The sequence below is a fragment of the Couchioplanes caeruleus genome (assembly GCF_023499255.1).
GTDB lineage: Bacteria > Actinomycetota > Actinomycetes > Mycobacteriales > Micromonosporaceae > Actinoplanes > Actinoplanes caeruleus_A.
Genome location: NZ_CP092183.1, coordinates 7,495,532 through 7,518,574 on the forward strand (window position 1 = coordinate 7,495,532; position 23,043 = coordinate 7,518,574).

A 23,043-nucleotide genomic window follows, 5' to 3' on the forward strand; every position below is an offset into this window, starting at 1 on the left:
GCACGGGCCGTTTACCCCTCGGGGGGCTGGCCCCCATGCCGTGACTTGCTACTCCGCCTGCGAAAGGGCCGCCGTACCGATGGAAGCAACCCGCCCGGTGACCGCCGACCTCTCGCACTACGTGGGCGTGTTCCGCCGGCATTGGTGGGTGGTGCTGGCCGCGACCGGGGCCGGACTCGGGATCGGCGCCGCGGTGACGCAGGCGCTGCCACGGGTCTACGAGTCGTCCACCTCCGTGCTCGTGCAGGCCGTCGACCAGGACACGAACGCGTCCGGTGGGCGTACCAAGGGCGCGATCAACCTGGACACCGAGGCCCAGCTGGTGCCGTCCGGCGCGGTGGCCACCAAGGCCGCGGCGCTGCTGCGGTCGCCGGTCTCGCCGATCGAGCTGGCACACGACGTGTCGGTCGAGGTGCCGGCGAACACGACGGTGCTCGTGATCAGCTTCGAGGCGGACAACCCGCGCGACGCCCAGGCCGGCTCGCACGCGTTCGCGGAGGCGTACCTGCGCAACCGCGAGGAGGCCGCCCGCTCGGTGCTGGACCAGAAGATCAAGACGCTGAACCTCAAGGTCCGGCAGCTCACCACGAACCTGACCAGCATCAACAGCCGGCTCGCCAAGGCGCCCAACGGCAGCTCCGACCGCAGCAACCTGGAGAGCCTGCGCAGCAACTCGCAGAACCAGCTCAACAGCCTGACCGGCAAGCTGAACGAGCTGACCACGGCGACCGTCGACGCCGGCAGCATCATCAGCGACGCCCGTGAGCCGGAGGAGCCGACCAGCCCCAACGCGCTGCTCAACATCGCCACCGGCACGATGCTCGGCCTGCTCGCCGGGCTCGCGCTGGCGTTCATGCGGGAGCGGTTCGACCGGCGACTGCGTACGGCCGCCGACGTCCGGGACCGCGGCCACATCCCGGTGCTCGCCGCGCTCGACGAGCGGACCACGCCGCACTTCGACGACGTGCTGCAGCCGTACGGGCCGGGCGGCCGGGTCTTCAACCGGCTGCGCAACGAGATCCTGGCCAGCCTCAGCCCCGGCGACCAGATCATCGTCGTCACGGGCGCCAGCCGGGGCTCGTCGACCACGCTGGTCGCCGCGAACCTGGCTGCGGCGCTCGCGCGTACCGGCAGCGATGTGGTGCTGGTCGGCGCGCACCTGCCGGACAGCGTCGTGGACGCCGCGCCGCTGGCCCGGATGCTCGGGGTCACGGCGATGCCCGGCCTGTCCGACCTGCTGGCCGGCCGGATCGGGCTGGAGCGGGCCATGCAGCGCACCCCGCGGATCCCGTCGCTGCGGGTGATCACGACCGGCGGCGCGGCCACCGCGGCCGGGCTGATGCAGTCGCAGCGGCTGCGCGACACCCTGCAGGCCCTGCGCCAGCAGACCGGGTACGTCGTCATCGAGGCCCCGTCGACCAGCAGCAGCGCGGACGCGCAGAGCCTGGCCAGCCTCGCCGACGCCGCGATCCTGGCGGTCGAGCTGCGCCGCGCCAAGCGCCCGGCCCTGCTGGACGCGGCCGAGCAGCTGAGCCGGGTCGGCACGCCGCTGCTGGGCGCCGTGGTGCTGCCCCACCTCACCGGGATGCCCCGCAGCGCCGCGGAGGAGAACCTGCCGGCGGTGGCACTCAGCGCGCAGAGGCCCGACGAGACGGCCGTCCTCGACGACGACCGCACCCAGCCGATGCGGATCCCCACCGGCCCGCCGGCCCGCCCGCCGCGCCAGGGTGACGGCAGCGAGGAGGTCACCGCGGTGATCGACCTGACCACCGTGGCCAAGCCGGGTGGCGGTCAGCCCGGCTCGAAGCCCGCCTCGAGCCCCGAGAAGCCGGCCGAGAAGTGACCCTGGTCGTCCCCCGCACGCAGCGGGCGGCGCACAGCGCGGCACCGGAGCGGCCCACCCGGCTCCCGGCCTGGCCGGTGGCGGGGATCCTGGCCCTGTACCCGCTGTGGTGGGCGCTCGGCCTGGGCGTGCTGATCTTCCCGATCATGGCCGCGCCGATGCTGGTGCTGCTGATCCGGCGGCGGGCCGCCGGACGTCCGCTGCGGCTGCCGCCCGGCTTCGGCTGGTGGGCACTGTTCCTGGCCGCGGTCGTCATCAGCATCGTGGCGCTGGGCGCCGACCCGACCGGCACGGTGGTCGAGGCGGCGACGGACCGGCTGATCGCGGTGATCTACCGGCTCGTCATGTACGCCGCCCTGACCGTCCTGCTCGTCTACACCGGCAACCTGACCGAGGCCGAGCTGCCCCGGCGCCGCCTGGTCAAGCTGCTCGGCTGGCTGTTCGTGGTGACCGTGGCGGGCGGCCTGCTGGGCATCCTCGCCGGTGAGTTCGAGTTCACCTCGCCGGTCGAGTGGCTGTTGCCCGGCGGCGTACGGTCCAAGGGCTTCGTGCAGTCGCTGGTGCACCCGTACGCGGCGCAGATCATGGACCTGGTCGGCGGCGAGAAGCCCCGCCCGGCCGCGCCGTGGGGCTACACGAACACCTGGGGCAACAACTTCTGCCTGCTCATGGGCTGGCTCGTGGTGGCCGCCTGGGCGACCCGCAACGCCGGCAACAAGCTCCTCGCCGTGCTGTGCCTGGCGGTCGCGGTGATCCCCGCGGTGGTCTCGCTGAACCGCGGCCTGTGGATCGGCATCGGGGTCGTCGTCCTCTACGTCGCCGTCCGGTACGTGCTGATGGGCCGGCTCTGGATCATCGCGGCCGTCGTGCTGGCCACAGTCGGGCTGGTCGTCGCCCTGAGCGCCACGCCCCTCGGCGACGTGGTCGACGCCCGGCTCGACAACGGCAAGTCCAACGGCGTGCGCTCGTTCCTCGTGCAGCGCGCGGTGGACGGCTTCGTCGACTCGCCGGTCATCGGGTACGGCTCCACCCGCAACACCATCGGCGGCCGCAACTCGATCACGGTCGGCGAGAGCGCGGGCTGCGAGCGCTGCGGCAACTTCACCGTCGGCGGCAACGGTCAGCTGTGGCAGCTGCTGTACGCCCACGGCGCCGTCGGCACGATCGCGTACCTGGGCTTCTTCGGCTACGGCCTGTGGCGGTTCCGGCGCGACCGTACGCCGATCGGCGTCGCGGCGAGCGCGGCCATCGTCAGCTCGTTCACGGCGATGCTCTGGTACAACGCGATCCCGACCCCCTTGGCGTTCATGTTCCTGGCCTACGCGCTGCTGTGGCGCAACGAACTCGAGGGGGACGCTGATGCCCGTTAAGACCGCGCCGGCGGAGTTGACCGCCGGCGACTCGGCGCTGCGTACGCAGTACCTGGCCGAGGTGCTCGAGCTGCTCTATCCGGCGCCGTGCAGCACCGAGGACCGGCGGGGCGAGGCGATCGCCGAGTACCTGGTCGTCCCGGACGCGCGCCGCCCCCGGCTGCTGGTGCCCACCACGTCCCGCCGGGTCGCCGCGGCGGCCGTACGCCGGTACGCCGAGCCGCAGTCCCGCGCCGCCCGGCTCAAGCGGGACGCCGTCGTGGCCGCCCTGCGTACCGGCGCCTCCAGCGTGCTGCTGCGCGACCGGATCCGGATCACCGGCCCGGCCGCCGAGAGCATCGACGGCCACCTGCGCGAGGCGCTGGGCCGCGAGCTGTCGGTGAGCATCCACATCGGACCGGCACGCGCCAACCGCAAGCCGGTGCTGCAGCTGATCAGCCCGGAGGGCGAGACCTTCGGCTTCGGCAAGATGGGCACCGGACCGCTGACCCAGCGCCTGGTCAAGGCGGAGACCGCCGCGCTGACCGCACTCGGCACGGTCGGCCTAAGCAAGCTGACCGTCCCGCGGGTGCTGCACGCCGGCGTGTGGCGCGGCTCGCAGGTGCTCATCCAGTCGGCGCTGCCGGTGTGGCTGCCGCGGGCCCCGCTGACCCCGCGCCGGCTCACCGCCGCCATGCTCGACATCGCCGGGTGCTGCGGCTACACGAGCGGGACGCTGGTGGGCAGCGCGTACTGGGCCGAGCTGCGCGGGCGCCTCGCGGCCGTGACGGACCGGCCCGAGGGCGTGGCGCTCTCCTCGGCGGCCGAGCTGCTCGCGGCGCACGCCGGTCACACCACCCTGCGGTACGGCGCCTGGCACGGCGACTGGGCCCCGTGGAACATGGCGAACCTCGCGGACGCGCTGCTGGTGTGGGACTGGGAACGGTTCACCAAGGGCGTACCGACCGGCTTCGACGCGGTCCACCACGAGCTGCAGCGCCGCATCCAGGCCTCCGGCGACGCCGAGGGCGCGGTGGAGGCGACCGTACGCCGCGCCGGCGAGCTCCTCCAGCCGTTCGGGGTCGCCCCGGACGCACAGGAGCTGACCGCGCTGCTGTACCTGGTCGACCTGGCCGTGCGCTACCTGACCGACCGGCAGGCCGAGGCCGGCGCGCGCCTGGGCGTGCTCGGCACGTGGCTGCTGCCCGTACTGATCCGAAGGGTCGAGCAACTCTGATGGACGTTCGCAAAGTTCCCGCGCCGGTCAAGCGCGTCGTGCACCTCGGGTCGCGCTCGTACGGCCGGCTCACCGCGCCCAGCCGGATGACCCCGTCGTTCCTCATCTGCGGCGGTCAGCGCTGCGGCACCACGTCGCTGTACCGGGCGTTGTCGCAGCACCCGGCGGTGCTCAAGGCCGTGCTGCACAAGGGCGTGCACTACTTCGACGTCTCGTACGAGCGTGGCATGTCCTGGTACAAGGGGCACTTCCCGCTGCAGCGCCAGGCCGACAAGGTCTACGAGCGCCACGGCGTACCGGCGCAGACGTTCGAGTCGAGCCCGTACTACATGTACCACCCGCAGGCGGCCGCCCGGATCGCCGCGGACCTGCCCGGGGCGAAGCTCGTGGTGCTGGTGCGCGACCCGGTGGAGCGGGCGTACTCGCAGCACCACCACGAGGTGGCCCGTGACTTCGAACCGGAGCACGACTTCGGCAACGCGCTCGCGCTCGAACCGGCGCGGTTGCACCGCCAGGAGGACATGCTCGCCGCGGACCCGAAGTACTACTCGTTCGCCCACCAGCACCACGCCTACCGCGCCCGCGGCGAGTACGCCCGCTACCTGAGCGTCATGGCACAGCACGTGGGCCGCGAGCGCATCCACGTGGTGGAGAGCGAGCGCTTCTTCAGCCAGCCGGAGCAGGTGTACGACGAGGTCTGCGCGTTCCTCGGCCTGCCGATCAACCTGGGGCACCCGGAGTTCGAGCGGCACAACGCCCGGCCCCGGCAGTCCGACATGGACCCGGGGATCCGCCGTGAGCTCACCAACCACTACGCACCGCACGACGACGCGCTGATCACATGGCTGGGGCGCGTACCCATCTGGCGCCAGGCATGACCGACCGCACCGAGCTTCGCGCACCGGTGGCGGGCTACGGCCGCGACGGCGAGGGCCGAGAGGGCATGCCCGGCCGACTCAGCGTGACGTCCACTCCGGAGGCCCCCACCGCTTCCCAGAACCGGGGGGTCGCCCGCGGCGGTCTCGCCAACATGGTGGGGTCCGCGCTGGCCGGCGGCACCGGCGTCGCGGTCACCTGGGTGGTGGCGCGCGCCCTCGGCGCTGAGCAGGCCGGCGCGTTCTTCGCGGCGACCGCGGCGTTCGTGCTGGCCGGCGGCCTGGCGAAGCTCGGCACCCAGACCGGCCTGGTGTACTGGCCGGCCCGGCTGCGCGCCACCGGGCGGGACCACCTGCTCGGCGCGTGCCTGCGGACCGGGCTGACGCCCGTGCTCGTGCTGGCCGTCGCGCTCGGCGCCGCCATGTGGTTCGCCGCGCCCGCGATCGCCGGGCTCACCGCCGGCGACTCGCCGCACGTACGCCACGAGCACGTCGCCGGGTTACGGGTGCTGGCGCTCTTCCTGCCGTTGCAGGCGATGACCGACGCCCTCCTGACCGCCACCCGCGGGTACAAGGCGATGCGGCCCACCGTCACCCTCGACCGCGTCCTGCGCAGCACGCTGCAGTTGCTGTGCATCGGCGCGGCGGGGGCGGCGGCGCTGTGGACCAGCGCCTCGCTGCCCGCGTTCGCGCTCGCGTGGGCGGCGCCGTACCTGCCGGTCACCGTCCTGGCCGCGCTCGCGCTGCGCAGGATCTACCTGGCGGGCAAGCCCGAACGGTTCCGGATCCGCCGCAGCGAACGCCTGGACCTGCGCCGGGACTTCTGGCGCTTCACCGGCCCGCGGGCGCTCGCCAGCGTCGCTCAGCTCGCGCTGCAGCGGGTGGACGTGCTGCTCGTGGCGGCGCTGGGTGGCCTCGTCCCGGCCGCCGTGTACGCGGTCGCCGGCCGGTTCGTCGTGCTGATCCAGTTCGCCAACCAGGGCATCTCGCAGTCCGTACAGCCGCGCCTCGCCGAAGCCCTCGCCGTCGGTGACCGCGCGAGCGCCAACGACCTCTACCAGACCGCGACGGGCTGGCTCGTGCTGGTGACCTGGCCGATCAACCTGCTGGTCATCCTCTTCGCGCCGCTGTACCTGCGGCTGTTCGGCGAGTCCTACGTCGCCGGCACGCCGGTCGTGGTGGTGCTGGCCTGCGCGATGCTCGTCGCCACCGGGTGCGGCATGGTCGACATGGTGCTCGCGATGGCCGGGCGTACCTCGTGGAACCTCTACAACGTCCTGATCGCCCTGGTCGTCACGATCGGCCTCGACGTGCTGCTGATCCCCCGGTACGGCGCGCTCGGCGCCGCGATCGGGCTCGCCTGCGCCATGGTCGCCAACAACCTGCTGCCGCTCGTCCAGGTGGGCCGGGTGGCGCGGCTGCACCCGTTCGGCCGCGGGACGCTCGCCGCGGGGGCGCTGTCGGTGGCCTGCTTCGGCGTACTGCCCCGGGCCGTGACCGTACTGACCGGGACCGGCACGACCGGCCTGGTGCTGGCCGCCGGCGTGGCCGTGCCCGCGTACGCCGCGGGTGCCTGGCTGCTGCGCCGCCCCCTCGCGCTCGACGCCTTCAAGCCACGCAAGCTCATGTCAAGGAGGACCGGTTGACCACCGAATACACCAAGGTGTTCCAGGACGCCGACGCCGTCGCGAAGTACGAGCACGTCACGTACGCGCCGGACAGCTACGCCTCGCAGATCAACGAGCGGCAGCAGGCGTACCTGCGCAAGCTCGTGCAGCGCGAGTTCGGGGCGAGGCAGCCGGTGCAGCACGACTTCGCCTGCGGTACGGGCCGGGCGATCCGGACGCTGCACGGGCTGGTCCGGGAGGCGCACGGCTACGACACCTCGGCGGAGATGATGGCGAAGGCCGAGGAGGTCGGCTCGAAGGCGCAGTGGCACCAGATCGCCGCGGACGGCCCGGTGCCGAACCCCGTACCGGCCGGCCACCCGGCGATCGTCACGATGTTCCGCCTGCTGCTCAACGTGGACGAGCCCGTACGGGAGCGGGCGATCGCCTTCGCCGCCAAGGCGCTGCCGACCCGGGACGCGGGCGTGCTGGTGGTGGAGAACCACGGCAACGCCGGCTCGGTACGGCACCTGCGCGCGCGCCGGCACTCGGGGCAGCGCTGGTTCGCCGAGCTGTCGCACGACGAGGTCGAGGCGCTGCTGGCCCGGCACGGCTTCGAGATCGTCGAGCGGCGCGGCTTCTCGATGCTGACCGAGTCGCTGAACAAGAACCCGCTCGCCCGGGCAGCGGACGCGGCGGCACGGGCCCTGCCGGGCACGGACGGCTTCGCCGTGAACGTCGTCTACACGGCGCGCCGGAAGAAGTAGCCGCCGTGCGCCGCCCTGTCGCCCTGCTGGGCGTCGTCGCGCTCGTGCTCGCCGGCTGCACCTCGCACCGGCGGGCCGAGCCCGAGCCGACGCCGTCACCCGACCTGACCAGCCCGCCGGCTGCCGTCGCGGTGAATACGGGACCCTTCGAGGCGGGCCCGGTCGAGCCGCCGCCGGCGGGCGCCTACGTCGGAGCGTGGATCAAGCCCGACGAGCTGACCCACGTGGGCCGCCTGGAGGCGGTCGACGGGCTCGAGAAGGACCTCGGCCGGCCGCTGGACATCGTCAACACGTACCGCCGCTTCGAGCAGATGGTCGGCACCGAGTCCGACAACGAGCTGCTGGACCAGGGCGCGACGCTGATGGTGAGCTGGGCGACGGGCGACAACCGGTCGATCACCGCGGGCGAGCACGACCGGCTGATCCGCAAGCAGGCCAAGGCGATCCGCAAGGTGAAGAAGCCGCTGCTGCTGCGCATCCGCTGGGAGATGGACCGGCCGAACCTGCGGGCGACGATGTGGTCCGGCGAGGACTACATCGCCGCGTACAAGCACATCCGCGGCATCTTCGCCCAGGAGCGGGTGAAGAACGTGTCGTGGGTGTGGTGTCCCACCGCGGAGGGGTTCATCCGCGGCGACGCCCCGGCGTTCTACCCCGGCGACGACCAGGTGGACTGGACCTGCGTCGACGTGTACGCCGGCAACCTGTTCCAGCCGATCGGGCAGCTGATGGGCCCGTTCCTGCAGTGGGCGGCGCAGCGGCCGAAGCCCGTCATCATCGGCGAGTTCGGCGTGGCCAAGGCGTGGGGCTCGGCCGGCCGGGCGGCGTGGCTGCAGGACGCGCAGCGCACGTTCAAGGCGAACCCGCAGATCAAGGCGGTCGTCTACTTCGAGTCCGACCCGGACGGCAACGGGCCCAAGCAGCAGTTCCAGCTCGCCGGGGACCGGCCGGCGTTCAAGGCGTTCACCCGGCTGACGAAGGACCCGTACTTCAACCCGCAGTGACCGGCTCCAGGAATTCGAGCCGGTTTCCGTGGTCGTCGCAGGAGTAGAGGCGCCGGTGGCCCGGGAAGTCCGGATCCCAGTCCACCGGCCGCCCCGCCTCGCCCAGCGCGGCGGCCAGGGCGTCGAGGTCGGCGACGAGGACACCCGGGTGCGCCTTGCGCGCGGCCACGAAGTCCTTCTCGACGCCCAGGTGCACCTCCCAGCCGCCGCCGCGGAACCAGCAGCCGCCGCGCTGCCGCAGCGACTCGGGCTTCGCCAGCTCGGTCATGCCGAGGACGCCGCCGTAGAAGGCGCGGGCGGCGTCCTCGCCACCGGGCGGGATGGCCAGCAGGACATGGTGAAGACGCTCGAATGCGAAAGCCATGCCGTCAGCCTAACCCAAACCGTACGTCCGTCTTGTTAGCGACGGCGGGCCTGGGCGAGCAGCCGCAGCGCGTACGGGGCGTCGTGCTTGAGGTACCGCCCAGCGAGCCGCCGCGGTTCCGTGCCGAGCCGGTGCGCCCACTCGAGGCCGGTCCGCTGCATCCACCGCGGCGCCCGGTCCACGTCCCCGGCCACGAAGTTGACCGCCGCCCCGCAGCCGATGAACCAGGCCCGCGGCATGAGCGCGCGCAGCCGCGTGATGACGGCTTCCTGCTTGGGGAAACCCAGCCCGACGAAGACCATGTCCGGCTCGGCGCCGGCCACCTTGGCGCAGAAGTCCGCGTACGCCGCCTCGTCCCGCTCGAAGCCGAACCCGGGGCACAGCGTGCCGGCGATGCGCAGCCCGTCGCACTCGGCGGCGAGCCGGTCCGCGGCGCGGGTCGCACCGTCCGTCACGCCGTCGGCGGCCGGCGTACCCCCGATCACGAAGACCGACCGGCCGTCGTGGCCGAGCCCGCGCGACAGCGACCAGACCAGGCTGCTCCCGGCGACCCGCTCGGGCAGCGGGGTGCCGCTCAGCCGGCTGGCCCAGACCAGCGGCATGCCGTCGGCGACGATCAGGTCCGCGTCCGCCAGGTACGCGCGCACCTCCGGGTCGCCCTGCGCCTGCCGCATGATGTCGATGTTCGGGGTGAGGATCCGGCCCCCGCGCCCGGCCGCGACCGCCTCGCGGACCAGCGCGACCACCTCCCCCTCGGTGATCGGGTCGAACCCGGTCCCGTCGAGGTGGACGCGGTCGAAAGCCTCGATGGACATCGCGCCTCCTTCCAGCTCGTTCGCTCGTTATAGGAGCGAAACGAGCGAAGGTGGGCAGAAGTGGCACGCGTTGTATATCTGGGCGGATTAGGGCGAAGCGGGACGACCCTCGTGGAGCGCCTGCTCGGTCAGCTGCCCTCGGTGTGCGCGCTCGGCGAGATCGTCCACCTCTGGCAGCGCGACATCCGGGACAACGAGCGGTGCGGCTGTGGCGCACGGTTCGCGGCCTGCACGTTCTGGCGGCGGGTCGGCGAGCAGGCGTACGGCGGCTGGCACAACGTCGACGTCGACCGCGTCCACACCCTGCGCAACGCCGTCGAGCGCACCCGCTTCATCCCCCGCCTCGCCGCCGCGAACCTGCCCCCGGCCCAGCTCGCCGACGTCCGCGAGTACGCCGGCTTCTACGCCCGCGTGTACGCCGCAGCCGCCGAGGTCTCCGGCGCCGAGGTGGTCGTCGACTCGTCCAAGCACAGCGCGCTCGCCCACGTCCTGCGCTGGGCGGAGGACGTGGACCTGCGCGTGGTGCACGTCGTCCGGGACGCCCGCGGGGTCGCGTACTCCTGGACCAAGACCATCTCCCGGCCGGAGACCGACGGCAGCGACGAGATGACCCGCTACTCCCCCGGCCGCTCGGCCCTGCTGTGGAACGCGCACAACGCGGCGTTCGGCCTGCTCGCCCGCCGCGGCGTGCCGGTACGCCGGATCCGCTACGAGCAGTTCCTCACCGACCCGCGCGCCGCCCTGCGCGAGCTCGCCGACTACGCGGGCGTCCCGGCCGGCGAGGGCGACCTCGGCTTCCTCGGCGACGGGTACGCGGACCTCGGCGTGGGCCACAGCGCCGCGGGCAACCCCATGCGGTTCACGGTCGGCCGGCTGCCGTTGCGCCGCGACGACGCCTGGGTGCGCTCGCTCCCCAGCAACCAGCGGCGGCTCGTCGGTGCGGTGTGCGCGCCGATGCTGCGCGCGTACGGCTACCCGCTCAACCCCGCAGAAGCACCCCAGGAGGCGTGATGAACTGGCCGTCCGTCGGCGTCGTGATCCCCACCCGCAACCGACCCGAGCTGGTCCGCAAGGCGATCGCCTCGGTACGCGGCCAGCGCTACCCCGGCGAGGTCAAGGTCGTCGTCGTGTACGACCAGACCGAGCCCGACTACCTGCTCGCCTCCACCGAGGGCACGCAGGTGCTCGTGCTGACCAACTGGCGTACCTCCGGGCTGGCCGGCGCCCGCAACACCGGCATCCTGTCGCTGGACACCGAGCTCGTGGCGTTCTGCGACGACGACGACCGCTGGGGCCCCGACAAGCTCCGCCGTCAGGTCGCCGCGCTGGTGGCCGAGCCGGACGCCGAGTTCGCCACCTGTGCGATCGAGGTGGAGTACGAGGGCAAGTCCACGCCGCGGCTGGCCGGGCGCAGCCGGGTCACGGTCGACGAGCTGGCCCGCTCCCGGATGGCGATGCTGCACTCCTCGTCGTTCCTGGTCCGCCGGGAGGCCCTGCACGAGGACGCCATCGGGCTGGTGGCCGAGGACGCGCCCGGCAGCCAGAACGAGGACTGGGACCTGCTGCTGCGGGCGGCCCGGCGGGCGCCGATCGTGCACCTCGACGAGCCGCTGGTCCGGGTGCTGTGGGGCCGGACCTCGCACTATGCGTACGAATACGCCACGAAGATCTCCTCGCTGCGCTGGATGATGCAACGTCATCCCGAGATCAGCGGCTGCCGGCCCGGCGCGGCGCGTGTGTACGGGCAGCTCGCCTGCTGGTCCGCGGCCACCGGCAACCGGTCGCAGGCCTGGCAGTTCAGCAAGGAGGCGGTGCGCGCGAACTGGAAGGAACCGCGTACGGCGATCGCGCTCGCGGCCATGACCGGCGCGGTGAAGGTCGAGAATGTGCTCTCCGCCCTGCACAAACGCGGCCGAGGTATCTAACACACTCTTTTGCGCACACCCGATCGGCGGGTAGTGTTCGCACGTGTTCGAAATAGTGCGGTTCACACGGCCGACGGCGGCGGGTCTCTGATGCTGGCCCAGCAGCGCCAGGCGGCGATCCTCGATCGGGTACGGGCGGCCGGCGGCGTCCGGGTCAGCGAGCTGGCCGCCGAATACGGCGTGTCCGACATGACCATCCGCCGCGACCTCGAGTCCCTCGCGGACCGGGGCCTGCTGGCGAAAGTACACGGCGGCGCGACCACGGTGAGCCCCGGTTCGACGCACGAGCCGGGCTTCGCGGCCAAGTCGGTGCGCCAGCGCACCGAGAAGGCGGCCATGGCGATGCGCGCGGCGGCGCTGGTGTCCCCCGGCGACGCGATCGCGCTCTCGGCCGGCACCACGACCGCGGGGCTCGCCCAGCGCCTCGTCGACGTGCCGGCGCTGACCGTGGTCACCAACTCGATCCCGGTGGCGGACATCTTCTACCGCGCCGGGCGGCCGGACCAGACGGTGGTGCTCACCGGCGGCACGCGTACGCCCTCGGACGCGCTCGTCGGCCCGGTCGCGGTCGCCGCGATCGGCACGCTGCACCTCGACATGCTCTTCCTCGGCGTCCACGGCATGAGCGAGCGCGCCGGCTACACGACGCCGAACCTCATGGAGGCGGACGTCAACCGGGCCCTGGTGGAGGCGGCGGAGCGGCTCGTCGTGCTCGCCGACCACACCAAGTGGGGCACCGTCGGCATCTCCTCCATCGTGCCGCTGGACCGCGCCGACGTGGTGATCACCGACGACCAGCTCGACGAGAGCGCACGCACGATCCTCGCGGAACAGGTGAACGAACTCATGGTGGTGAGCGCTCAGTGATCGAGCAGCGCACGGCGATCAGGCTGTCGGACGGCCGCGAGCTGATCTACTTCGACGAGTCGACGGGCGTGGACCGGACGAAGTGGCCGGACACCCGGCACCTGCCGCCCCCGCCGCCGACCTCGCAGCTGCGCTACGACCCGCTGGTCGACGAGTGGGTCGCGGTCGCGGCGCACCGCCAGACCCGCACGTTCCTGCCGCCCACCGACAAGTGCCCGCTCTGCCCGTCCACACCGGACTTCGCCAGCGAGATCCCGGCACCGGACTACGACGTCGTCGTGTTCGAGAACCAGTTCCCGTCGTTCAGCGACCGGGTCAAGCCCGGCGAGATCACCGAGCTGACCGACATGGTTCCGGTACGCCCCGGCGTCGGGCGCGCGGAGGTCGTCTGCTTCACCAGCGACCACAACAGCTCCTTCGGCGCCCTCTCGCCCGCGCGGGTCCGTACGGTCATCGACGCGCTCGCCGACCGCACCCGCGAGATGTCCGCGCTTCCGGGCGTCGCGCAGGTCTTCCCGTTCGAGAACCGCGGCATCGAGATCGGCGTGACGCTGAGCCACCCGCACGGCCAGATCTACGCGTACCCGATGGTGCCGCCCCGCACGACGGCGATGCTGACCGCCGCGCGGCACCACGCCGACCGCACCGGCGGCCGCAACCTGTACGCGGACGTCCTCGCCGCCGAGCAGCAGGCCGGGGTCCGGGTGGTCGGCGCCAACGAGCACTGGACCGCGTACGTGCCGGCCGCGGCGCGCTGGCCGTTCGAGGTGCAGCTGGCACCCAACCGCCACGTCCTGGACATCCCGGCGCTCACGGACGCGGAACGTGACGCGTTCGCGCCGCTGTACCTGGACATCTTGAAGCGCTTCGACGCGCTGTTCGACAAGCCGATGCCGTACATCGCGGCCTGGCACCAGGCGGTCACCGGGGAGGGGCGCGAGCTGGGCTACCTGCACCTGCAGCTGTTCAGCATCCGGCGGGCGGCGGACAAGCTGAAGTTCCTGGCCGGGTCGGAGTCCGCGATGGGCGCGTTCATCAACGACATCGTGCCGGAGAAGGCGGCTCAGCTGCTGCGCGACGCGATCTGACCGACCTTCCTCGCTCTTCGCGGCCGCCGGCCCTGACGGGTTTCTTCAGGCGGAAAGAAGGGGGCGGGGGGCCCGGGACAAGGCCCCCCGCAGGGAAGGGACGGCAGGCGTGCACACCTACTGGTCGGCACCGCTTGCGGAGAACCGATCGGCGCCCGGGACAAGGCGGCCAGATCGGCGGGCGACCTCCGTCAAGCGGCGGACCGTCATCCGTTCTGTCTGAAGAAACGAACGGCCTACCCCTCGGTTACGCATCCTAAACATCCCTAATGATGCATTCTTACTTTTCGTCGACACCGGTCCCGAAGTAGGCGTCGCGCATGAGGCGCTGCAGGTCGGCGAGCATCGGCATCCTCGGGTTCGCCGGCGCGCACTGGTCCAGGTAGGCGTTCATGGCCTGCTGCGGAAGGGCGTCCACGAACTCCCGCTCGGGGATGCCGATCGCCTGGAAGGACGGCGGGATGCCGACGGCCGTACGCAGCCGCTCCACCGCCGCCGCGTACGACTCCACGCCCTGCTCCGGGGTCTCCGCGGGCAGGCCGAGCATCCGGGCGATGTCCTGGAACCGCTCCGGCGCCACGTACCGCTCGTACTTCGGCCAGCCGGTCAGCTTCGCCGGAACCTTGCCGTTGTGCCGGATCACATGCGGCAGCAGCACCGCGTTGGTACGCCCGTGGGCGATGTGGAACGTCGCCCCCAGCGTGTGCGCCATGGCGTGCACGATGCCCAGGAACGCGTTGCCGAACGCCATGCCGGCGATGGTGGCCGCGTTGTGCATCTTCTCCCGGCCCGCCGGGTCGGCCGCGCCCGCCACGGTCGCGCGCTCCAGGTTGCCGAAGATCAGCTTGATGGCGTGCAGGGCGAGGCCGTCGGTGTAGTCGTTCGCGTAGACCGACACGTACGCCTCGGTCGCGTGCGTGAGCGCGTCGAAGCCGCTGTCCGCGGTCACCGCGGGCGGTAGCGCGGCGGCCAGCTCCGGGTCGACGATCGCCACGGTCGGGGTGAGCGCGTAGTCCGCGAGCGGGTACTTCTGGCCCGTGGCGGTGTCGGTGATCACCGCGAACGGGGTCACCTCCGCGCCGGTGCCCGAGGTCGTCGGCACGCACACCAGCTGGGCGAGCTTGCCGAGCGTCGGGAAGCGGAAGGCGCGCTTGCGCACGTCGACGAACTTCTCGCGCATGTCGGCGAAGACCACGTCCGGGTGCTCGTACAGCAGCCACATCACCTTCGCGGCGTCGATCGGCGACCCGCCGCCCAGCGCGATGATGGTGTCCGGCCGGAACGAGCGCATCACCGCGGCGCCGCGCTGCACCGTGTCGATGCTGGGCTCCGGCTCGACGTCGTCGATGACCTGAACGGTAACGCCGCCACCGCGCTGGCGCAGCACCTGCTGGATGCGGTCCACATAGCCCAGACGCGTCATCGTCGGGTCGGTCACGATGGTCACCCGCTCCACGCCCGGCATGTCGCGCAGGTAGCGGATCGCGTGCGGCTCGAAGAACGTCTTCGACGGCACCTTGAACCACTGCAGGTTGTTGGTGCGCCGGCCGATCCGCTTGATGTTCAGCAGGTTCACGGCCGAGACGTTGTCCGACACCGAGGTACGCCCGTAGCTGCCGCACCCCAGGGTCAGCGAGGGCACGAACGCGTTGTAGATGTCGCCGATGCCGCCCTGCGAGGCAGGGGCGTTCCAGATCACGCGTACGGCCTTGACCCGGGAGCCGAACTCCTCGACCAGGCCGTTGTCCTTGGCGTGGATGACCGCGCTGTGGCCCAGGCCGTTGAACGCGACCATCTGCTCGGCGTACCGGATGCCCTGCTCGTCGCTGTCGGCCCGGAGCAGCGCCAGGACCGGGCACAGCTTCTCGCGGCTGAGCGGCTCGGCGGGCCCGACGGCGGTGACCTCGGCCAGGATGAGGGAGGTGTCCTCGGGTACGGCGAAACCGGCCCGCTCGGCGATCCACGCCGCCGACTGCCCGACGACGGCGCTGTTGAGGCCGCCGTTCTTCTCCGGCGGGAACACGTACCGTTCCAGCAGCGCCTTCTCCTCGGCACTCGCCACGTACGCGTGCAGCCGCCGGAACTCGGCCAGCGCCTCGGCGGCGATCTGCTCGTCGAGGATCACGGCCTGCTCGGAGGCGCAGATCATGCCGTTGTCGAACGTCTTCGACAGCACGATGTCGTTGACGGCCCGCCCGACGTCCGCGGTCGAGTGCACGTACGCCGGCACGTTGCCGGCACCGACGCCCAGCGCGGGCTTACCGGCGGAGTACGCGGCCCGCACCATGGCGTTGCCGCCGGTCGCGAGAATCGTGGAGACCCCGTCGTGGTGCATGAGCGCCCGGGTCGCCTCGAGCGACGGCTCGTCGATCCAGCCGACGCAGTGCTCCGGGGCGCCGGCGGCGATCGCGGCGTCGCGGACCACCCGGGCGGCGGCGGCACTGCAGCGCTGCGCGTTCGGGTGGAAGGCGAAGACGATCGGGTTGCGGGTCTTGAGCGCCAGCAGCGCCTTGAAGATCACGGTGGCGGTCGGGTTCGTCACGGGAGTGAGACCGCACACGACCCCGACCGGGTCGGCGATCTCCACGATCCCCTCGATCTCGTGCCGCGCGATGACACCGACAGTCTTGAGCCCCGCCATGTGGTGGGTGACATGCTCGGCGGCGAACATGTTCTTGACGGCCTTGTCCTCGAAGACGCCCCGCCCGGTCTCCTCGACGGCCAGCCGGGCCAGCTCGCCGTGCTGGTGCAGGGCGGCAACGGAAGCCTTCGCGACGATGTGGTCGATCTGCTCCTGCGTGTACGAGGCGTAGTCTGCGAGCGCCTTCTCCGCCGCGGTGACCAGGGCATCCACGGCCTGGTCCACGGGCGTCGGCCCGGCCTCCACGGCCGGCGGCGACTGCGCCTCTCCGGCGGCTGCCTCGCTGGGCGCTGCCGGCTCGGCGGCGGCGGCCGACTCAGCGGCGGCGACCTGCTCAGCGGGCGCGGCCTGCTCGACGTACACGGCCTGCTCAGCGTGCCCGGCGTGCCCGGCCTGCTTGGCGTGCCCGGCCTGCTTGGCGTGCCCGGTCTGCTTGGCGTGCTTGGTCTGCTTGGCCGCAGTGCCCGGCTCAGCGAGCGCGGCCGGCGTGGCGGCTGCAGCCGGCGCCTCCGGTGCCGGGACTCGTGTGGCATTCCTGTGGCTCATCGTCGGCCCCTCGTGATCGGCTGGGCGGCCCGTTCCGCCGAGATCATCCTCGTCGCGCGGGCCCGTACGGCGATGCGGCGCAAGGGCACGACCATCCGGGTCGAAGGTCCCGGGTCGATCCGGCCCTCCGGACGGCCGGCCCCGGAACGGATCAGTCGATCCCCGGACGCGCGAAAGCCCGCCGGCGCAGGTGCCGGCGGGCTTTCGTCAGAGCTGCGGATCAGGCGGCGAGCTTCCGCGCCAGGTTCTCGTCCAGCGCGTTCATGAACTCGTCCGTGGTCAGCCACGGCGCGTCCCGGCTGATCAGCAGCGCCAGGTCCTTGGTCATCTGGCCGCCCTCGACCGTCTCGATGCAGACCCGCTCGAGCGTCTCCGCGAACTGGGTGACCTCCGGGGTCCCGTCCAGCTTGCCGCGGTGCTTGAGGCCGCCGGTCCAGGCGAAGATCGACGCGATCGGGTTGGTCGACGTCTTCTCACCCTTCTGCCACTGCCGGTAGTGCCGGGTGACCGTGCCGTGCGCCGCCTCGGCCTCGACCGTGTTGCCGTCCGGGGTCATCAGCACCGACGTCATCAGGCCGAGCGAGCCGAAGCCCTGCGCCACGGTGTCGGACTGCACGTCACCGTCGTAGTTCTTGCAGGCCCAGACGTACCCGCCCTCCCACTTCAGCGCCGCGGCGACCATGTCGTCGATGAGGCGGTGCTCGTACGTGAGGCCGGCCTTCTTGAAGTCCTCGGCGAACTCGGTCTCGAAGATCTCCGCGAACAGGTCCTTGAAGCGCCCGTCGTACGCCTTGAGGATCGTGTTCTTGGTCGACAGGTAGACCGGGTAGTTGCGCGCGAGGCCGTACCGGAACGAGGCGCGCGCGAAGTCGCGGATCGACTCGTCGTAGTTGTACATGCCCATCGCGACGCCGCCGGCCGGGAAGTCCGTGACCAGGAACTCCATGGGCTGCGAGCCGTCCTCCGGGGTGAAGGTCAGCGTCAGCTTGCCGGGGCCGGGCGCCACGAAGTCGGTGGCCTTGTACTGGTCACCGTGGGCGTGCCGGCCGATGATGATCGGCTTGGTCCAGCCCGGCACCAGCCGCGGGACGTTCGACATGATGATCGGCTCGCGGAAGACGACGCCGCCGAGGATGTTGCGGATGGTGCCGTTGGGCGACCGCCACATCTTCTTCAGCCCGAACTCCTCGACGCGGGCCTCGTCCGGGGTGATCGTCGCGCACTTGACGCCCACGCCGTGGCGCTTGATGGCGTTGGCCGCGTCGATGGTCACCTGGTCGTCGGTCTCGTCGCGGTACTGGATCGACAGGTCGTAGTACTCGAGGTTGACGTCGAGGTAGGGCAGGATCAGCTGCTCACGGATCTGCTTCCAGATGATCCGCGTCATCTCGTCGCCGTCGAGCTCCACGACCGGGTTGTTGACCTTGATTTTCGCCACCATCGGCCGGCGCTCCTCTCCCGGGACACATGCTTAGCAGTACGAGCGTACTGCCTGCCGGTTGAAGATCGTCGCCGGGCCTCACGTGGCGCGAGGGTTCTACGCTTTCTGACGATGTCCAGCGCGCAGCCCTCGCCCCCGCCCCGCCGGACCAGCCCGATCCTGGTCACGGTGGTTCTCGCCGCCCTCGTGCTGGCCGTCACCGTGAACGCCCTGTGGCTGGTGGCGGCCGCTGTCGTGCCGGTCGCGGCGCTCGTGCTGCGCGAGACGACGTCGGAGCGCTCGGCCACCTCGACCGTGGCGACCCTCGCAGCCGCCACCGGGCTGATCCTGCTCGGCCTGGGCGTCGCGCACAGCTGACGAAAGCCGGCGCGGGCACTCCCCCGCGCCTCGTGACCGGGGATCTGCTGGTCCACGCCGTGCAGCTCGTCCGGCCCGAGCTGACGTACGGCCATGACATGGATCCGGAGTCGGCGCGGCGGTCACGGATCGCGGCGCTGGAGCAGGCCGCCTCCCGTGGCTCCTTGCCGGCGGTGTCGCATCTGTCAACGGTGTGGGGGCGTACGGGAAAAGATTGAAGGCCGAGCCGAAACGGCCCGGCCCTCATCGCGATCTGTCAGAGGTCGGCGACGTCGGCCTGCTTGGCGCGGACCGCCTCGGCGGCCTCCTTGAGGCCCGCCAGCTCGGAGTCGGTGAGCTCGGTCTCCACGACGCGGCGCACGCCGGTCGCGCCGATCTCGGCCTCGACGCCCAGGTAGACGCCCGAGATGCCGTACTCGCCGTCGACCCAGGCGCACACCGGCATGACCGCGCCGGAGTCCTCGGCGACGGCCCGCGCCATGCGAGCCGCGGCAGCCGACGGGGCGTAGTACGCCGAGCCGGTCTTCAGCAGCGCGACGACCTCGGCACCACCGTTACGGGTACGGGTAACCAGCTCCTCGACCTTGTCGGCCGGCAGCAGGTCGGTGAGCGGCTTGCCGTTGACCGTGGACTTCGACGGCACCGGCACCATCGTGTCGCCGTGCGAGCCCAGCGTCAGCGTCTTCACGCCGCCGACCGGGACCTTGAGCTCCTCGGCGACGAAGTTCGTGAAGCGGGCCGAGTCGAGCATGCCGGCCTGGCCGAGCACCCGGTTCTTCGGGAACTGCGTGGCGATCTGGGCCAGCGCGGTCATCTCGTCGAGCGGGTTCGAGACGACGATGACGACGGCGTTGGGGGCGTACTTGGCGACGTTCTCGGCGACCTGGCGGACGATCTTGGCGTTGACGCCGAGCAGGTCCATGCGGCTCATGCCGGGCTTGCGCGGCAGGCCGGCCGTGATCACGACGACGTCGGAGCCCTCGATGGCCTCGTAACCCTCGCCGTTCGGGCCGGTCGTGGCGCCGACGATCTTGGTCTCGAAGCCCTCGATCGGGCGCGACTGGTTGAGGTCGAGCGCGAGGCCCTCCGGCTTGCCCTCGACGATGTCGGTGAGCACCACGGTCTCGAAGATGTCGTACTCGGCCAGACGCTGTGCGGTCGTGGACCCGTAGAAACCGGCGCCTACGACGGTGACCTTCTTGCCCATGCTCTCACTCCCAGTCCGCGGGACGGTTTTTCCGGACCGTATCAGTCGGTTAACGGCGCATTACCCGGCAGGTCCGCCCGGCGGGACATAGGCCACTCGCGTTCAGCCGAGGATCGCTCCGTAGGCCTGCGCGACCAGCCCGGCCTGCGAGATGTCGATCTTCGCCCCGGTGAGGTCCACCTCCCGCAACGCCACTCCGTCGAGGTCCGCGCCGCGCAGGTCGGCACCCTTGAGCACCGCATCCTTCAGCCGTGCGTAGGAGAGGTCCGCGCCGCGCAGATCGACCCGGGTGAGGTTCGCGCCCTCGAAGTCGGCCTCCCGCAGCCGCAGCCCGCCCAGCTTCGCTGCGGTCAGGTTCTGCCCGCGCAGCGACACGAACCCCCAGTCCCCGCCGTCGACCGTCAGCGGCCGCAACGAGCAGTCGAGGAACTGGGCGCCGGTGAGCTTGCAGCCGGTCAGCGTCGCGTCGAAGAACGAGCAGCGGCGCAGGCGGGACTGGATGATCGCGCAGGTCGTCAGCTCGGCGGCGTTGAAGCGGACGTTGCCGAACTCGCAGTGCCGGAACGTGCAGCCGGTCAGGCGCGCCTCCGACCAGTCGACGTCGTGGAACGCGCAGTCCTCGTAGACCGCGCGTTCCACCTCCGCCAGCGCCCAGTCCTTACCGGAGAAGGTCTCGTTGCGGACGACCTCGACGTCGGACACGTCAGTGGTAGAAGTGCCGCGTACCGGTGAGGTAGACGGTCAGGCCCGCCTTCTCCGCCGCCTCGATCACCAGGTTGTCCCGGATCGAACCGCCGGGCTGGACCACGGCCTTCACGCCGGCCGCGATCAGCACCTCGAGGCCGTCGGGGAACGGGAAGAACGCGTCCGAGGCCGCCACGCTGCCCTTCGCCCGGTCCGCGCCGGCGCGGTTGACCGCCAGGTGGGCCGAGTCGACGCGGTTGACCTGGCCCATGCCGACGCCGACCGTGGCGCCGTCGTGGGCGAGCAGGATCGCGTTGCTCTTCACCGAGCGGACAGCGCGCCAGGCGAAGGCCAGGTCACGCAGGTCCTCCGGCGAGGCCGCCGGGCCGGTGGCGAGCGTCCAGTTGGCCGGGTCGTCGCCCTCCGCGTCGATCCGGTCGGACACCTGCACCAGCACGCCGCCGCCGATCTGCTTCACCTCGGCGGACGGCGGGTTCCAGGCCGGCGCGACCAGCACGCGCAGGTTCTTCTTCTCCTGGAAGACCGCCAGCGCGTCCGGTGCGTACGACGGCGCGACGATGACCTCGGTGAAGATGCCGTCGAGCTGCTGAGCGAGCTCGAGCGTCACCTCCCGGTTGACCGCGATGACCCCGCCGAACGCCGACACGGGGTCGCACGCGTGCGCCTTGCGGTGCGCCTCGGCCACGTCCGCGCCGATCGCGATGCCGCACGGGTTGGCGTGCTTGATGATCGCGACGCAGGGGTCGGTGAAGTCGTTGGCGCTGCGCCACGCGGCATCCGCGTCGACGTAGTTGTTGTACGACATCTCCTTGCCGTGCAACTGCTGCGCCTGAGCGAGACCGGCCGGCGCGTTCGGGTCCACGTAAAGGGCGGCCTGCTGGTGCGGGTTCTCGCCGTAGCGCAGCGCGTTCTCCCGCTTGAGCGCCAGCCCGGTGAACTCCGGCCACTCGGACGCGGCGAGGGTCGTGGCACACCAGTTGGCCACGGCGACGTCGTACTCGGCGATGTCGGCGAAGGCGCGAGCGGCGAGCAGCTTGCGCTGCGTCAGCGTGAAACCGCCGTCCTTCACGGCCTCCAGGACCAGCGGGTACGCCGACACGGACGTGACCACCGCGACGGAGGGGTGGTTCTTCGCCGCCGCCCGGACCATCGCGGGGCCGCCGATGTCGATCTGCTCGACACACTCGTCCACGCTCGCGCCCGACGCGACCGTCTGCGTGAACGGGTACAGGTTGCTGACGAGCAGGTCGAACGGCTGGACCTCCAGCTCGGCCAGCTGCTGCTCGTGCGCCGGCAGCCGCAGGTCGGCGAGCAGGCCCGCGTGCACCTTCGGGTGCAGCGTCTTCACCCGGCCGTCGAGGCACTCCGGAAAGCCGGTGAGCTCCTCGACACGGGTCACCGGCACGCCGGCGCCCTCGACGGTCGACGCGGTGGAACCGGTCGAGACGATCTGCACCCCGGCGGCGTGCAGGGCCTGGGCGAGCTCCACGAGGCCCGACTTGTCGTACACGCTCAGCAGCGCCCGCTTGATCGGGCGGCGACCGTCGCTCATGGGATGGTGACCTTCCTGTCCGTGATGGTCCAGCCCTCGCGGACCAGCCGGCCGACCTGCTCGACGAGCTGCCGGCGCTCGGCCTCCTTGATCCGCTCGGTCAGCGTCTCCTCCGTGTCGTCGTCGAGCACGGGGACGCTGACCTGGGCGATGATGGGTCCGGTGTCGACGCCGGCATCGACGAAGAACAGCGTCGCGCCGGCGATCTTCACCCCGTACGCGAGGGCGTCACGCGGGCCGTGGATGCCCGGGAACGCCGGCAGCAGCGCGTTGTGCGTGTTGACGTACCGGTCGCCGAACGCGTCGAGGAACTGCTTGCCGACAAGCTTGAGGAACCCGGCCGAGATGACCAGGTCCGGCTCGTACTCGGCGACGTGCGCGGTCAGGGCGGCGTCCCAGTCGTCACGCGTCGGGTACGCCTTGACGGAGTCCACGAACGTGGGAACTCCAGCGGCGGCGGCACGGTCGAGGCCGGCGATGCCGTCCCGGTCCGCCCCGACGGCGACGACCTTCGCGCCGTACGCGGGATCCGCGGCGGCGTCGAGCAGGGCCTGCAGGTTGCTGCCGGAGCCGGAGACGAGGACGACCAGGCGGGCGGGCGCGGGGTCTGTCACCCGAGCACCCTATCGTCGCGCCCCGGCCCAGCCGAATTCGGGCCGAGCGCCGCCGCACCCGGCCGGAGCTGTGCCGCGAAGCGGCGTAGCCACGCCGGGAAACGGCCAGGACGGCACCGCGCCGCCACGCGATCGGGGCCGCGCCGGGAGACACGGTTCGTGACGTGGACAGCGAAAACACCTGATCATCGGTTAGGCTGCGGGCCGCTCACGCGATGGTCCGCGTGCGCATGGATTGC

General features: G+C 71.7%; 21 protein-coding genes. 13 read left to right on the plus strand and 8 right to left on the minus strand.

All coding sequences use genetic code 11. The features are described from left to right. Positions 1 to 79: 79 nt before the first annotated feature. Genes COUCH_RS34560 through COUCH_RS34590 form a run of 7 tightly spaced genes read left to right on the plus strand, consistent with a single transcriptional unit; the run spans position 80 to position 8,682 of the window. On the plus strand, positions 80 to 1,843 hold the full coding sequence (locus tag COUCH_RS34560; protein ID WP_249609357.1) for a Wzz/FepE/Etk N-terminal domain-containing protein: 1,764 nt from the start codon (positions 80 to 82) through the stop codon (positions 1,841 to 1,843). Beyond that, a complete protein-coding gene (locus COUCH_RS34565) occupies positions 1,840 to 3,213 on the plus strand; it encodes an O-antigen ligase family protein (RefSeq protein ID WP_249609358.1) in 1,374 nt (457 codons plus the stop codon). The genes COUCH_RS34560 and COUCH_RS34565 overlap by 4 nt, the downstream gene beginning before the upstream one ends. After that, positions 3,203 to 4,429, plus strand: coding sequence for a hypothetical protein (locus tag COUCH_RS34570; RefSeq protein WP_249609359.1), 1,227 nt, complete (start codon positions 3,203 to 3,205; stop codon positions 4,427 to 4,429). Before COUCH_RS34565 ends, COUCH_RS34570 begins: the two co-directional genes overlap by 11 nt. Further along, entirely contained in the window at positions 4,429 to 5,307 is an 879-nt protein-coding gene (locus tag COUCH_RS34575) for a sulfotransferase family protein (protein ID WP_249609360.1), read from the plus strand. Before COUCH_RS34570 ends, COUCH_RS34575 begins: the two co-directional genes overlap by 1 nt. Next, complete coding sequence (locus COUCH_RS34580; RefSeq protein WP_249609361.1) at positions 5,304 to 6,950, plus strand: lipopolysaccharide biosynthesis protein; 1,647 nt, start codon at positions 5,304 to 5,306, stop codon at positions 6,948 to 6,950. The genes COUCH_RS34575 and COUCH_RS34580 overlap by 4 nt, the downstream gene beginning before the upstream one ends. After that, positions 6,947 to 7,678, plus strand: coding sequence for a methyltransferase domain-containing protein (locus tag COUCH_RS34585; RefSeq protein WP_249609362.1), 732 nt, complete (start codon positions 6,947 to 6,949; stop codon positions 7,676 to 7,678). Before COUCH_RS34580 ends, COUCH_RS34585 begins: the two co-directional genes overlap by 4 nt. A 5-nt stretch (positions 7,679 to 7,683) precedes the next feature. Continuing rightward, a complete protein-coding gene (locus tag COUCH_RS34590) occupies positions 7,684 to 8,682 on the plus strand; it encodes a glycoside hydrolase family 26 protein (RefSeq protein WP_249609363.1) in 999 nt (332 codons plus the stop codon). On the opposite strand, the gene COUCH_RS34595 is transcribed toward COUCH_RS34590, so the two are convergent. Next, entirely contained in the window at positions 8,669 to 9,046 is a 378-nt protein-coding gene (locus COUCH_RS34595; protein WP_249609364.1) for a glyoxalase, read from the minus strand. The two genes, COUCH_RS34590 and COUCH_RS34595, sit on opposite strands and share 14 nt — an antisense overlap. Positions 9,047 to 9,081: 35 nt before the next feature. Then, positions 9,082 to 9,861 (minus strand): WecB/TagA/CpsF family glycosyltransferase, encoded by a 780-nt coding sequence (locus COUCH_RS34600; RefSeq protein ID WP_249609365.1) that lies wholly within the window; start codon positions 9,859 to 9,861, stop codon positions 9,082 to 9,084. A gap of 60 nt (positions 9,862 to 9,921) precedes the next feature. Between COUCH_RS34600 and COUCH_RS34605 the strand changes: the two genes are divergently transcribed. From COUCH_RS34605 to galT, 4 genes are all read left to right on the plus strand, one after another. Then, positions 9,922 to 10,872 (plus strand): sulfotransferase family protein, encoded by a 951-nt coding sequence (locus COUCH_RS34605; protein ID WP_275980025.1) that lies wholly within the window; start codon positions 9,922 to 9,924, stop codon positions 10,870 to 10,872. Continuing rightward, the gene (locus COUCH_RS34610) at positions 10,872 to 11,786 is read left to right on the plus strand and encodes a glycosyltransferase family 2 protein (protein ID WP_249609367.1); all 915 of its coding nucleotides are present in this window, start codon (positions 10,872 to 10,874) and stop codon (positions 11,784 to 11,786) included. The genes COUCH_RS34605 and COUCH_RS34610 overlap by 1 nt, the downstream gene beginning before the upstream one ends. 90 nt (positions 11,787 to 11,876) lie before the next feature. Next, entirely contained in the window at positions 11,877 to 12,653 is a 777-nt protein-coding gene (locus COUCH_RS34615; protein WP_249609368.1) for a DeoR/GlpR family DNA-binding transcription regulator, read from the plus strand. Then, on the plus strand, positions 12,650 to 13,741 hold the full coding sequence (gene galT, locus COUCH_RS34620) for a galactose-1-phosphate uridylyltransferase (protein WP_249609369.1): 1,092 nt from the start codon (positions 12,650 to 12,652) through the stop codon (positions 13,739 to 13,741). Before COUCH_RS34615 ends, galT begins: the two co-directional genes overlap by 4 nt. Positions 13,742 to 14,021: 280 nt before the next feature. On the opposite strand, the gene adhE is transcribed toward galT, so the two are convergent. After that, positions 14,022 to 16,928: a bifunctional acetaldehyde-CoA/alcohol dehydrogenase gene (gene adhE, locus COUCH_RS34625; RefSeq protein WP_249609370.1), complete on the minus strand. Its 2,907-nt coding sequence runs from the start codon at positions 16,926 to 16,928 to the stop codon at positions 14,022 to 14,024. A gap of 220 nt (positions 16,929 to 17,148) precedes the next feature. Then, positions 17,149 to 18,366, minus strand: a complete 1,218-nt coding sequence (locus COUCH_RS34630) for an NADP-dependent isocitrate dehydrogenase (protein WP_249613903.1) — start codon at positions 18,364 to 18,366, stop codon at positions 17,149 to 17,151. A gap of 114 nt (positions 18,367 to 18,480) precedes the next feature. Here COUCH_RS34630 and COUCH_RS34635 point away from each other — a divergent pair, with 114 nt between their 5' ends. Together COUCH_RS34635 and COUCH_RS34640 are read left to right on the plus strand one after the other, a co-directional pair. Then, positions 18,481 to 18,726, plus strand: a complete 246-nt coding sequence (locus COUCH_RS34635; protein ID WP_249609371.1) for a hypothetical protein — start codon at positions 18,481 to 18,483, stop codon at positions 18,724 to 18,726. Positions 18,727 to 18,758: 32 nt separating this feature from the next. Continuing rightward, positions 18,759 to 18,944, plus strand: a complete 186-nt coding sequence (locus tag COUCH_RS34640) for a hypothetical protein (protein ID WP_249609372.1) — start codon at positions 18,759 to 18,761, stop codon at positions 18,942 to 18,944. Positions 18,945 to 18,982: 38 nt separating this feature from the next. On the opposite strand, the gene mdh is transcribed toward COUCH_RS34640, so the two are convergent. From mdh to purN, 4 genes are all read right to left on the minus strand, one after another. Then, positions 18,983 to 19,933 carry a malate dehydrogenase gene (gene mdh, locus COUCH_RS34645; RefSeq protein WP_249609373.1) on the minus strand — a complete coding sequence of 317 codons (951 nt, stop codon included), beginning with the start codon at positions 19,931 to 19,933 and terminating at the stop codon, positions 18,983 to 18,985. Between the two features lie 102 nt (positions 19,934 to 20,035). Beyond that, complete coding sequence (locus COUCH_RS34650; protein WP_249609374.1) at positions 20,036 to 20,635, minus strand: pentapeptide repeat-containing protein; 600 nt, start codon at positions 20,633 to 20,635, stop codon at positions 20,036 to 20,038. Position 20,636: 1 nt separating this feature from the next. After that, entirely contained in the window at positions 20,637 to 22,190 is a 1,554-nt protein-coding gene (gene purH, locus COUCH_RS34655) for a bifunctional phosphoribosylaminoimidazolecarboxamide formyltransferase/IMP cyclohydrolase (protein ID WP_249609375.1), read from the minus strand. Next, positions 22,187 to 22,804 (minus strand): phosphoribosylglycinamide formyltransferase, encoded by a 618-nt coding sequence (gene purN, locus COUCH_RS34660; protein WP_249609376.1) that lies wholly within the window; start codon positions 22,802 to 22,804, stop codon positions 22,187 to 22,189. Before purN ends, purH begins: the two co-directional genes overlap by 4 nt. Between the last annotated feature and the right edge of the window lie 239 nt (positions 22,805 to 23,043).

What these genes read in the sequence shown, in the direction of transcription:
- COUCH_RS34615 (WP_249609368.1), top strand. Translation starts at nt 11,877, where the DNA reads ATGCTGGCCCAGCAGCGCCAGGCGGCGATCCTCGATCGGGTACGGGCG.
- COUCH_RS34610 (WP_249609367.1), top strand. Translation starts at nt 10,872, where the DNA reads ATGAACTGGCCGTCCGTCGGCGTCGTGATCCCCACCCGCAACCGACCC.
- COUCH_RS34575 (WP_249609360.1), top strand. Translation starts at nt 4,429, where the DNA reads ATGGACGTTCGCAAAGTTCCCGCGCCGGTCAAGCGCGTCGTGCACCTC.
- mdh (WP_249609373.1), bottom strand. Translation starts at nt 19,933, where the DNA reads ATGGGCAAGAAGGTCACCGTCGTAGGCGCCGGTTTCTACGGGTCCACG.
- adhE (WP_249609370.1), bottom strand. Translation starts at nt 16,928, where the DNA reads ATGAGCCACAGGAATGCCACACGAGTCCCGGCACCGGAGGCGCCGGCT.
- COUCH_RS34635 (WP_249609371.1), top strand. Translation starts at nt 18,481, where the DNA reads ATGTCCAGCGCGCAGCCCTCGCCCCCGCCCCGCCGGACCAGCCCGATC.
- COUCH_RS34580 (WP_249609361.1), top strand. Translation starts at nt 5,304, where the DNA reads ATGACCGACCGCACCGAGCTTCGCGCACCGGTGGCGGGCTACGGCCGC.
- COUCH_RS34595 (WP_249609364.1), bottom strand. Translation starts at nt 9,046, where the DNA reads ATGGCTTTCGCATTCGAGCGTCTTCACCATGTCCTGCTGGCCATCCCG.
- COUCH_RS34560 (WP_249609357.1), top strand. Translation starts at nt 80, where the DNA reads ATGGAAGCAACCCGCCCGGTGACCGCCGACCTCTCGCACTACGTGGGC.
- purH (WP_249609375.1), bottom strand. Translation starts at nt 22,190, where the DNA reads ATGAGCGACGGTCGCCGCCCGATCAAGCGGGCGCTGCTGAGCGTGTAC.
- COUCH_RS34570 (WP_249609359.1), top strand. Translation starts at nt 3,203, where the DNA reads ATGCCCGTTAAGACCGCGCCGGCGGAGTTGACCGCCGGCGACTCGGCG.
- COUCH_RS34600 (WP_249609365.1), bottom strand. Translation starts at nt 9,861, where the DNA reads ATGTCCATCGAGGCTTTCGACCGCGTCCACCTCGACGGGACCGGGTTC.